This is a genomic window from Collimonas humicola (assembly GCF_018304945.1).
Lineage (GTDB): Bacteria > Pseudomonadota > Gammaproteobacteria > Burkholderiales > Burkholderiaceae_D > Collimonas > Collimonas humicola.
Genome location: NZ_JAGQEE010000008.1, coordinates 309,515 through 319,253, shown reverse-complemented (window position 1 = coordinate 319,253; position 9,739 = coordinate 309,515). Strand labels below are relative to the sequence as shown.

Annotated in this window: 10 protein-coding genes; all 10 read left to right on the top strand. The window is 61.9% G+C overall.

The window, feature by feature from the left end; translation table 11 throughout:
- A partial coding sequence (locus tag KHU30_RS22040; RefSeq protein WP_211444743.1) for a hypothetical protein occupies positions 1 to 293 on the top strand: 293 nt, incomplete at its 5' end.
- 271 nt (positions 294 to 564) lie between these two features.
- The gene (gspG, locus tag KHU30_RS22035) at positions 565 to 1,029 is read left to right on the top strand and encodes a type II secretion system major pseudopilin GspG (protein WP_211444742.1); all 465 of its coding nucleotides are present in this window, start codon (positions 565 to 567) and stop codon (positions 1,027 to 1,029) included.
- A 9-nt stretch (positions 1,030 to 1,038) separates the two neighbouring features.
- On the top strand, positions 1,039 to 2,271 hold the full coding sequence (locus KHU30_RS22030) for a type II secretion system F family protein (protein WP_211444741.1): 1,233 nt from the start codon (positions 1,039 to 1,041) through the stop codon (positions 2,269 to 2,271).
- Positions 2,272 to 2,276: 5 nt separating this feature from the next.
- The gene (locus tag KHU30_RS22025; protein WP_211444740.1) at positions 2,277 to 3,992 is read left to right on the top strand and encodes a GspE/PulE family protein; all 1,716 of its coding nucleotides are present in this window, start codon (positions 2,277 to 2,279) and stop codon (positions 3,990 to 3,992) included.
- Positions 3,973 to 4,806, top strand: a complete 834-nt coding sequence (locus tag KHU30_RS22020; RefSeq protein WP_211444739.1) for a hypothetical protein — start codon at positions 3,973 to 3,975, stop codon at positions 4,804 to 4,806. Before KHU30_RS22025 ends, KHU30_RS22020 begins: the two co-directional genes overlap by 20 nt.
- Before the next feature lie 12 nt (positions 4,807 to 4,818).
- Positions 4,819 to 5,358: a hypothetical protein gene (locus KHU30_RS22015; RefSeq protein ID WP_211444738.1), complete on the top strand. Its 540-nt coding sequence runs from the start codon at positions 4,819 to 4,821 to the stop codon at positions 5,356 to 5,358.
- Positions 5,359 to 5,363: 5 nt separating this feature from the next.
- Positions 5,364 to 5,912 carry a hypothetical protein gene (locus KHU30_RS22010; RefSeq protein ID WP_211444737.1) on the top strand — a complete coding sequence of 183 codons (549 nt, stop codon included), beginning with the start codon at positions 5,364 to 5,366 and terminating at the stop codon, positions 5,910 to 5,912.
- 1 nt (position 5,913) lies between these two features.
- Positions 5,914 to 6,447, top strand: coding sequence for a hypothetical protein (locus tag KHU30_RS22005; RefSeq protein WP_211444736.1), 534 nt, complete (start codon positions 5,914 to 5,916; stop codon positions 6,445 to 6,447).
- Positions 6,447 to 9,272 carry a cohesin domain-containing protein gene (locus KHU30_RS22000; protein ID WP_211444735.1) on the top strand — a complete coding sequence of 942 codons (2,826 nt, stop codon included), beginning with the start codon at positions 6,447 to 6,449 and terminating at the stop codon, positions 9,270 to 9,272. Before KHU30_RS22005 ends, KHU30_RS22000 begins: the two co-directional genes overlap by 1 nt.
- On the top strand, positions 9,269 to 9,739 hold the full coding sequence (locus KHU30_RS21995) for a type II secretion system protein (RefSeq protein WP_211444734.1): 471 nt from the start codon (positions 9,269 to 9,271) through the stop codon (positions 9,737 to 9,739). Before KHU30_RS22000 ends, KHU30_RS21995 begins: the two co-directional genes overlap by 4 nt.

Genomic DNA, 9,739 nt, shown 5'->3' with positions numbered 1-9,739 from the left:
CGGCGCGTGTCAGCCGGGTGGGGAAAGCAACTCGCCTTCGGCTCAAACATCTTTCCCCACAATTCCCGGCTGACACGCGCCGGATTTGGCAACGTCTCCATGCGGAATTCAAAAGCAACGTCAAAAGCAACCGCAACTTCAAAAGCAACCGCAACTTCAAAAGCAACTTCAACTTCAAAAGCAACTTCAACTTCAAAAGCAACTTCAACTTCAACAGCAATCGCTCTCCGATTTTTATTGGTTGCTTGAAGAGAATATTCACGGTTGCGGGGGGCTGGTCTTCAGCTACTTGATTGTCCTACCTTGCAAAGCGCGGCGATGGTAAACGCGAAGCGTTTCCAGGTGCTTTTTCGGGGGTGCTTCATTGCGGAAAGCAGGGTCGTTTGCCGGGTTGAGGATAACTACCCATGCACCCCCTAAATGGAGGGAATATACCCAGTAGCTTTTAAGACAAGCCGTAGTAATCTACAGAGCATAGGGGTCGGTCTCGCAGGGTCTTCTAAAAATTCAAGCACAGAAGAACCGTCGAAAAAAATACCATACGCCGGCCTAGGGAGAATAATAATGACGCGTCTCGCTGCCGCCTGTTTGGAGCATCCTGCGCCGGCCCCTAACCAACGGCGCGCAGGTTTCACGCTGCTTGAACTGCTCGTCGTCATCGTCATCATCGGCCTTCTCGCCGGGATGGTCGCTCCCCGCTATTTCGACCAGATCGGCAAATCCAATACCAAGATCGCGCGTGCCCAGATTGTGTCGCTGGAGAAGGCGCTCGATCAATACCGGCTTGACGTAGGGCATTACCCTACTACCGATGAAGGCCTCGACAGCCTTTTTGTAAAGCCTGGCAACGAAGAAAAATGGCAGGGGCCGTATCTTAAAAAGGCTGTGCCGATGGACCCATGGGGCCGTCCTTATATCTACAAATCGCCTGGCGATCACGGCGAGCTGGACTTGAGCACCCTGGGCGCAGACGGGCAACCCGGCGGCACAGGCGAGAACGCTGATGTCGGCAACTGGATGTCTAACTAGGGAGCCGCCATGAACACTGCGCCCGTCGCTCGCGTCACTGAATTCGACATTGTGGCCAAAGCCCAGGCTGGCGCGATGCGCTCGCTGCGCTTAGCCGCCGTCGATGCGGCGGCGGCAACCCGGCTCGCCGAAAGGGAAGGCCTGCGCGTCCTTTCCTGCACACCGCATCGCAACAGTTTTTCCTGGGGCGGCCGCGGCGCTGTCAGCGTTACCCGCACACGCCTGGACATCGCCCTGTTCGCGCACGAGCTGGCGTCGCTGCTGGATGCGGGGCTCGGAATCATCGACGCCCTTGAAACCCTGGCCGAAAAAGAGCGCCTTGCGGAAACCCGGCGCGTATTCGAAAAAATGGTGCAGGCGCTGAAGGAGGGCCGCAACTTCTCCGCGGTGATGGGCGAGCGGCCCGATGTCTTTCCGCAACTGCTGGTTGCCAGCATCTCCGCCAGCGAGCAGACCGGCGACATGGCGGCTGCATTGCGCCGTTATTCCGCCAATTTCGAAACCCTGCGCACGATCCGCTCCAAGGCGCTGGGGGCGGCAGTCTACCCATTGATGCTGCTGGGGGTAGGGTCGCTGGTGGTGTTGTTTCTGCTGGCTGTGGTGGTGCCGAAATTCTCTACCTTGATTGAGTCTACCCGGGGCGAGATCCCGTTTGCTTCGCAGATCCTGATCCAGCTCGGCAAAACCATCCATGCCCATCCGCAATTGGTCGCCGCCGTGTTTATCGGCGCCTTCCTGGCGCTGATCTGGGCGATCCGCCATGCTTCGCGTGCGGGCTGGAACCTGCCTGTCTTGCAGCGCCTGCCCATCGTCGGGCCGCTGATCAGGATGTTCCGCCACGCCCAGTTTTATCGTACCAGCGGCATGCTGATCGAGGGCGGCATTCCCGTCGTCCGCGCGTTCGACATGTGCGGCTCGCTGCTGACGCCGGAAGACAACCGCAAGCTGGTCCACGCGGTGGCGTCGATCCGGGAGGGGTGTGCTATCGGCCCGGCCCTGCAGCTGGTCGGCCTGGCCGATCCGGTGGCCTTGCGCATGCTGATGGTGGCGCAACGCACCGGCAAGCTGGCCGAGATCCTGGCGCGTATCGCCGCTTTTCAGGAGGCAACCCTGAGCCGCGCCATCGATGTGGCGACACGCTTGTTCGAGCCGGTGCTGATGCTGTGCATCGGCCTCGTTATCGGCGCCATCGTGGTGCTCATGTATTTGCCGATTTTCGACCTTGCATCCAGTATTCAGTGACTGCCATGGACAACGTCTACAGCCCCGCTTTCCGCCCCGCCAGGAACGCCTTGGATGCGGAGTCCATCCGCGAGATACAGGGGCAGACCGGCTCCACGCAGCAGACCATCGAACAGATTGCGGAGGGCTTCGGCGACGATGCCGCCGCCTATCTTGCGGAAGCCGCGGCTTACTTCAGGATGCGGCCGGTGACGATGGCGATGATGCGGCAGCTCAAGCCGGATTTTGAATTGCTGTCGTTCATCGAGGCCGGCAAGCGCCTGTGCGTGGCGTTTATCGAACCCGCGGGCGAATTGCTGCTGGTGACCACGGATCCTTTGGATGTGCGCACCCGCGCCTGGATCAACGCGCGTTTGCGCAGCCGCGCCGAGCAGCCGGTCAGCTGGGGCATCGCCACCGCCGGCGACGTGCGCTCTTATCTGGCCGTCATCGAGAAAACAGTGCGGGCGATGGATTCGGTAGGCATTGCCGATACCGTCAACGCGACTGACCACAGCGCATTGTCGATCTCGATCGAAGACATCAGCAGCACCGAGAGCACCATCGTGCGCCTGGTCAATTCGACCATCTATGACGCACTGCGCGCCGGCGCCAGCGATATCCACCTCGAAACCCAGCCGCAGGGCTTGAACATCAAGTACCGGCTGGATGGCGTCCTGAGCGTGATCAAGCGCCTGGACGGCAGCGATCTGGCGAACCAGGTGCTGTCGCGCATCAAGGTGATTTCCGAACTCGACATTGCGGAGCGCAGGATTCCTCAGGACGGCCGCTTCAAAGTGCTGGCCGAAGGGCGCGAAATCGACCTGCGCGTCTCGATCATGCCCAATCTGTTCGGCGAGGATGCCGTATTGCGGGTGCTGGACCGCTATCATTTGTCGGGCGAACTGCAAACCTTGAGCCTGGAAACCCTGGGCTTCGCCGAGCCGGCCAAGGAATTCGTGCGCCGGCTGTCGCAGCTTCCCTACGGCTTGCTGCTGGTGACTGGGCCTACCGGCAGCGGCAAGACCACCACCATCTATGCGGCAATCACGGAAATCAATACCGGCCTCGACAAGATCGTGACGATCGAGGATCCGGTCGAATACCAGCTGTCCGGCGTGCTGCAAATCCCGGTCAACGAGAAAAAAGGACTGACCTTTGCGCGCGGATTGCGTTCGATACTGCGCCACGATCCTGACAAAATCATGGTGGGTGAAATACGCGATCCGGAAACCGCGCAAATCGCGGTGCAGGCGGCGCTTACCGGCCATCAGGTGTTCACCACCGTGCATGCCAACAACGTGTTCGACGTCATCGGGCGCTTCACCAACATGGGCGTCGATTCCTACAGTTTCGTCTCCGCCCTCAACGGCATCCTGGCGCAACGGCTGGTGCGCATCAATTGTCCGATGTGCGTCGCCGACGATCACCCTGACAAGGAACTGATGCTGCGCTCGGGCCTGGGCACTTCCCCCATGGCGCTGGCCAGTTTCGATTTCAAGCACGGAGTAGGGTGCGCGCACTGCCGCGGCAGCGGATTCAAGGGCCGGCGCGCGATCGCGGAGACGCTTTCGCTGAACGACACGTTGCGCGATTTGATGGTGGAGCGCGCCGCCATTTCCAAGATCAAGCATGCCGCCCGCCAGAACGGCCTGAAAACGCTGCGCGAAGCGGCGGTTGCCCTGGTGGCGGCCGGCATGACCACTCTTGAGGAGATCAATCGTGTTACGCCTGTGGAATAAGCCGCTGCAAATCGTGGTCGAACCGCATCAAGTGACGGCGCCGATGCCAGAAGCCGGCCTGCGGCGGGACGGCATCGTCGTGCCGGTCGCCAGGCCTGACGGCGCGCCCGGCGCATACGATGGCATCGGCAAGGCGATTCGCGACATCTTGCCGCAGTTGCGCGGCAGATCGGAGCGCGCCGTGTATCAAGCCTCCAGGCTGAATGTCGAAGTGGCAGACACCCTGGTTCACTACGACGTACTGACTATCGATGCACGCCGCCTGCCGCCGGCCGAGCTGGATCGCCTGGCTGCGTTTGGCATGGCCGATACCTTGGGCCTCGATGCCGGTTCGCTGGAGATGCGCTGTTCGGTCCAGCTGGATGGCTTGAGCGCGGTGGTGTGCGGCATGCCGGCAGCCCTGACGGATGCGATCAGGCTGGCCTGCGACGATGCCGGATGCCGCCTGAACCGGCTGGAGCCGGGCTTCGCGGCGTTCTGGAACGGCTACTTTGCGCGCAACAAGAACGACAGCGCGCTATTGGCGCGTTTGCGCGGCAGCGCTTTGATGCTCGGCTGGCTGCGGGATGGCAAATGGCAAGCGCTTGCCGCCGAACGCTTATCGGAAAATGACTGGCCCGCCTTGAGCGACAGCTGCGAGGCATTTTGCCGCCGCCTGTGCGTGCCGGACTACGCTGGATTGCCGATCTATTTCGATGCCGACATAGGCGATATCCCGGCCGCGGCAAGCAGCCGCTGGCAGCGCCTGCCGTCGCGCCCGGAGACGGCGGCGGCTGCCGATGCAGCGCCCGGTTTGGCCTCGAATTTCGCCTAGGAGCCAAATGCCATGGCCTCTCTTCAAAAACTGGATCTGGATTTTTCCACCGAGCGTCGCAAGTTGCCGTCGATCGGTGTGGCGCTCCTGGTGGCGGGCGCCGTGGCAAGCGTCTATGCGGGCGTGCAGCTGTCGTCGGCTTACAGCGCGCGCAAGACCCAGCAGACCGTGTATGACGCCATGGTGCTGCGCCTCCATTCGGTCAAGAATGCCGACCAGGTTGGCGCCAAGGTCACGCCCGCCGAGTTGCAGAATTTTAAGAACGCGGCGCAGATCGCCGGCCAGTTGAACACGCCTTGGGATCGCCTGCTCAAAGTGCTCGAATCGGCGCCGATGGAGCATGTAGCCTTGCTGTCGGTGGAGCCGGTCGCTTCACGCCGGCAATTGCATCTGGTCGGCGAGGCGAAGGATCTTGCCACCATGCTGGATTACCTGTCCTATCTCCAGGACCAGCCGGGCCTGCAGCGCGTCATCCTGACTTCGCACCAGATACAAACCCAGCCCGGCTCGCCGGTCCGCTTTCAAATCCAGGCGCATTGGGAGGAGCGATGAACCGCATGAGCTCAATGGCGCTGGCGCTGCGTTATGCGCTTGCGCGCCGCATCGGCTGGCCCGGCGCAGCGGGCATCTTGATGCTGGCCCTCACTTTGATAATTGCTCTCGCGGTCGCGCCGCGCTGGGAAAAGAATGCCGGCGAGATCAAGCTGCAGACCGGCGCCGCGCTGGTCGATCTGAACCGGGCCCGGCTCGAACATCGGATCCAGCCGAAAACCAGCGAGCAGCTGCTGCGCTTTACCGCATGGTTTCCGACGATCGACCGCAATGCGGGCGATCTGCGGCGCCTGATGGAGCAAGCGCAGCTGGCCAAGCTCGATCTGGTCAAGGGCGAGTATCACATGTCGGATGCGCAGGGCGCGGCCTTCATCAGCTATGAGGTAGTGCTGCCGGTAAAAGCCAGCTACGACACCTTGCGCGGCTTTATTGCCGGCGTGCTCAATGCCATTCCCAATGCATCGCTGGCCGAACTGCATATCGAACGCGCCGCGGTGAACAGCACGATCCAGGATGCGCGGATCCATTTCACTTTTGTCTACCGCGGAGCCTGACATGCGCAACCGATTCTCACGGCGGCAAATAGGACTGGTGCTGGTTGCCGGTGCGCTGGTTTCCTATGGCGCCATGGTGTTTTCGGGCGGCTCTGCCGAATCCGGGGTGATTGAGCCGGTGACGCGAACCGCAGGCAATCATCAAGCGGGGAACAGCAAGCCGGGCGCAGCGGAGGCAGCTCTGCCAAAAACGATAGCACCGCCGGTGCGGGCCAGCCTGGATCAGAGCGCTGCAAGCAATTTATTTGCCGCCAACAGCTGGCTGCCGCCGCCGCCACCTCCGCCCAAGGAGTTGCCGCCGCCACCGCCGCCGCCGCCGACTGCGCCGCCCATGCCTTTCAATTTTGTCGGATTGCTGCAGGATCAGGCCAAGCCTACTGCGTTTTTGGCGAAGGACGACCAGTTATTGCTGGTGACCACGGGAGACACCGTGGAAGGAACCTATCGCATCGATTCCGTCAGCGCCAAGGAAATTGTCCTGACCTATCTTCCGCTCAACCAGCGGCAATCCATTTTGATTTCCGGGGGGCTGTAATGCGCCTTATCCAAACCATGTCAACAAGCTGGCGTCGTCCGGCTGCGCTGCTGCTGATCATAGGCGCGCTGGCCGGTTGCGCGGCACAGCAGCTGCACTCGGACGGCCAGCGCCAGATCAAGGAGGGCCATGTCGCCGAGGGACTCGCCAACATGCGCGAAGCTATGCGCCAGGATCCCGGCAACCTGCCGTACAAGCTCGATTACATCAACCGTCTTGACGAAGAAACGAAAAAATTGATACAGCAAGGCGATGAGCAGCGTTCGGCCGGCGATACCAAGGAAGCGCGCAATTCCTATCTGGAGGCGTTGCAGCTCGACGGTTCCAACGAGCGCGCCCGGCGCGGCGTGTCTGACATCGACATGGACGTGCGCCATAGGGATATCCTGGCCGAAGCCGAAAAAATGTACGCTGCCGGCAAACTGGATATGGCGCGCGAACGCACCATGGTGGTGATACTGGAGAATCCGGCCAACCCCAATGCGCAGCTGTTGCTGCGCAAGGTGAATACCGAGATCGATACCCAGCATCGCGCCAAAGAGGCATTGACCGCCTCGCAATCGGTGATGAAAAAGCCGGTCACGCTGCAGTTCCGCGACGCCAACCTGCGCATGGTGTTCGAGGCCTTGTCCCGCACCACCGGCCTCAACGTGATCTTCGACCGCGACGTGCGCCCCGATCTGAAAACCACCATCTTTGTGCATGAAGGCTCGGTCGAAGATACCGTCAATCTGATCCTGCTGCAGAACCAGCTCGAAAAGAAAGTGCTCAACGTCAATACGATGTTCATTTATCCGGCCACCGCGGCCAAGCAAAAGGAATATCAAGAGCTGAAAGTGCGCACCTTCCATATTTCGAACGGCGATGCGAAGTACATCCTGACAGTGCTCAAGTCGGTGCTGAAGATCAAGGATGCCCTGGTCGACGAACGCACCAACACGCTGGTCTTGCGCGATACGCCGGAGGCGCTGGATGTCGCCGCCAAGGTCATCGCGGCCCACGATCTGGCCGATGCCGAAGTGATGCTGGAAGTCGAAGTGCTGGAAATTTCCCGCGACCGCCTGACCGACCTTGGCATCACCTGGCCCAACAGCGCCACCATATCGACCCCGACCGGGGCCGCCGGCACGCTGACCCTTGGCGCCCTCGGCGATCTGACGCGCGGCCAGCTGCAGGTCACGCCGTTCTCGCTGGGCATAGGCTTCAAGCTCCAGGATACCGACGCCAACCTGCTGGCCAGTCCGCGCATCCGCGTGCGCGATCATGAAAAGGCGAAGATCCTGATCGGCGACAAGGTGCCTATCATCACCAATACCGTGACGCCGGTGCAAACCGGCGCCTCGGTGGTCACCGGCTCGATCCAGTATATCGACGTCGGCATCAAGCTTGAAGCCGAACCGCATGTCTATCCGGAAGGCGAGGTCGGCATCAAGCTGAACCTGGAGGTCAGCAACATCGTCAAGGAAATCTCAGGCCCTTCCGGCTCGCTCGCCTATCAGATCGGCACCCGCAGCGCCACCACCAGCCTGCGCCTGCGCGACGGCGAAACCCAGGTGCTGGGCGGCTTGATCAGCGATTCCGATCGCAATGCCGCCGCCAAGGTTCCTGGCCTCGGCCAGTTGCCGATCATCGGGCGCTTGTTCTCGGAACATAACGGCGATCACACCAAGACCGAGATCGTGCTGTCGATCACGCCCCGCATCTTGCGCGCGCAAGGCATTGCCGAAGACACGATGCGCGATGTCTGGTCCGGCACCGAAACCACGATTCACTCGGGCCAGTTCCGACTTGATCCGATCTCCAGCGTGTCGGGCTCCAGCAGCGGCGTAAGCAGTAACGCGCCGCGCGCCGACGCCGCACCGGCACCTGTGCCGGCTGCAGCAGTAACACCGCCGGCGCCGCCTGCCGCAGTATCCGCGCCAACGGTGCCGCCGGTCACGCCAGCCATCCTGAACGGCGTGTCGCCTAGCGCGCCGACACCGTCGGCGTCGCAGCCGCAAGGCGTCGAGAAAGTCCTCAATCCGCCGCCGCTGGATGGAGCCTACCCATCAACCGCACCTATGCCTGCGCCGCCGGCGGTTGCGCCTGTGCCCGCGCCTGTGCCGATACCGGAGCCTGTCACGCCGGCGTCGACCGATCAGTCAGCGGCCCTGCCTCCGGATAGTGTGCCGGCAGCTGCGGTGCCCGCGGTTGCGCCGGCGGCCGTGCCGGTCAGTTCGGCGGCCGCGGAGATACCCGCAGCAGCAAGCGCCGCTGCGCCGCCTGCAAACGCCGCACCGGTCATGGTTGCCGCCGGCATGCCGGCTGTTGCTGCAGCAGACAAAAGCGCTCAATCGGCAAGTCCGGCAGCAAGCCCGGCGCCAGGCAGCGGGGATAGCGGCGCCGACGGTAGCGCTAACAGTGCCGGCGGCAGGCCGCAGATCACCTGGAGCAAGCTTGACAGCGTCAAGGCGGGAGATCAGTTCAAGGTCACTTTGAACGCTTCAAGTTTCAATGGCGTTCATTCGCTGCCATTCTTTATCCTCTACGATCCGCGCGTGCTGTCCTTTGTCGGCGCCAGCCCTGGAGCGGTCAGCAGCCGGGTCGGCGTCAATAACATCGATCCGACCGTCAACGACGCCGCCGGCCGCGTCAACATGACGCTGGACGCCGACGCCGGCAAGTTCTTCGCCGGCTCGGGGGCGCTGATGAACCTGACCTTCGCCGCCAAGGTATCGAGCAGGCAGACAACGGTGGAGATGCAGCTGGCGCAGCTTGGCATGAGCGGCGGCGCTCTGCGCAACATCTCCCGGCCACAACCGCTGAAGCTGAAGATCGAGCCATGAAAACGCGCGGATTTACGCTCATAGAGCTGGTCATCACGCTGGCCTTGGTAGGCCTAGTGGCGCTGGTCGCGTTGCCGCTCTACGAAATTTCGGCGACCCGCCTGAAGGAAACCGAGCTGAAACTGGCCTTGCGCCAGATCCGCGTCGCCCTGGATAACTACAAGACCGCGGCCGACACCGGCCAGATTACGCTGGAGTCGGGCGATTCCGGCTATCCGCCCTCCTTGGAAATATTGGTGAACGGCGTCGAAAATGCCAAGGATGTGAATCACTCCCGCCTGGTATTCCTGCGCCATGTGCCGCGCGACCCGTTCTACCCGGATCCAACCCAGCCGGCGGAACAAACCTGGGCGTTGCGCAGCTATGGCAGTCCGCCTACCGACCCGGTGCCGGGGAACGACGTGTATGACGTGGCGTCGCTCTCGACCGGCAAGGGCTTGAACGGCATCGCCTACAAGGAGTGGTAG